General features: G+C 71.9%; 1 protein-coding gene. It reads right to left on the bottom strand.

The annotated features are described in order from the left end of the window. A partial coding sequence (locus ACJ6WD_RS41300) for a beta-ketoacyl synthase N-terminal-like domain-containing protein (protein ID WP_407617817.1) occupies positions 1-773 on the bottom strand: 773 nt, incomplete at its 3' end. Positions 774-827 lie beyond the last annotated feature (54 nt).

The following is an 827-nucleotide window of genomic DNA, read 5'->3' as shown; positions in this document are numbered from 1 at the left end:
GAATCCGTCGCCAACGCCTCCCGCGGACTCATCCCGAAGAAACCAGGATCGAACTCCCCGGCCTCGTGGAGGAAACCGCCCGAACGCGTGTAGGTCGTGCCAGGGTGATCCGGGTCCGGGTGGTAGAGGGACTCGACGTCCCAACCGCGGTTGGTCGGGAATCCGGAGACCGCGTCGGTGCCTTCGGTGAGGAGCTGCCACAGGTCCTCGGGCGAGCCGATGCCGCCCGGGTAGCGGCAGGCCATGCCGACGATGACGATCGGGTCGTCCGCGACGACCGCGCCGCGCCGCGCCGCGGACGCCACCTCGGCCTGCGTGCCCAGGAGTTCGTCGCGGAGGTGGGTGGCGAGGTGGCGGACGGTCGGGTAGTCGAAGACCAGGGTGGCGGGCAGGCGCAGACCGGTGGCGGTGTTGAGGCGGTTGCGGAGTTCGACCGCGGTCAGGGAGTCGAATCCCAGGTCGCGGAAGGCGCGGCCGGCGTCCACGTCGTCGCCGGTGGCGTGGCCGAGGACCCGCGCGACCTGGCCGCGGACGAGGTCCAGGACCAGTTCCTGGCGAGCCTCCTCGTCCAGTCGGCCCAGACGCTGGGCGAGGTCGTTGGCGGTGGCGGATCCGGCGCCCGCGGCACGGCGGGCCCGGACGCGGATCAACGACCGCAGCAGCGAGGGCACTTCACCCTGAGCCCGCAGGACGGGAAGGTCCAGGCGGACCGGAACGCAGGTCGCATCGGTACCGGCCAGGGCCGCGTCGAAGAGGGCCAGCCCCTGCGCCACCGAAAGCGGCGGAACACCGGAACGACTCAACCGGTCCGCATCGGCATCCGACAA

This window comes from Streptomyces sp. VTCC 41912, from assembly GCF_045799175.1.
Taxonomy (GTDB): domain Bacteria; phylum Actinomycetota; class Actinomycetes; order Streptomycetales; family Streptomycetaceae; genus Streptomyces; species Streptomyces albulus_C.
The sequence above is the reverse complement of the archived record's forward strand: the minus strand, read 5'-3'. Positions and strand labels throughout refer to the sequence as shown.